Origin of the sequence: Pollutimonas subterranea (assembly GCF_002849655.1) — a bacterium.
GTDB lineage: Bacteria > Pseudomonadota > Gammaproteobacteria > Burkholderiales > Burkholderiaceae_B > Pollutimonas > Pollutimonas subterranea.
The window spans coordinates 1-252 of the sequence record NZ_PDNW01000068.1; the positions used below are offsets into that span (position 1 = coordinate 1).

1 pseudogene is annotated in these 252 nt (G+C 53.6%); it reads right to left on the reverse strand.

The features are described 5' to 3' along the window. Positions 1-126: pseudogene (locus CR159_RS21365) on the reverse strand (IS4 family transposase); the annotation flags it as partial. Positions 127-252 lie beyond the last annotated feature (126 nt).

Sequence of the window (252 nt, forward strand, 5' to 3'; positions counted from 1 at the left end):
ATGAAGACTATGGGGCAGATGCAGGCGCTTCTTGGCAATGGCGATCAGCACGTAAGTGCAGACCGCGATCCAGATTTGCGTCTTGACCGCATTCTCGCTGGTACCCAGAAAGGTTTTGATTCGCAGGCCCCCCGTGTCAGACTAGTTGTCGCCTCTAATTTTCAAAGAGAGCAGCAATGAAATCCACCTATTCCGAGGCCTTTATCGAACAGGCAGTCAGTAAAGCATTGGCGCGCGGCTCGCGCCCCATCA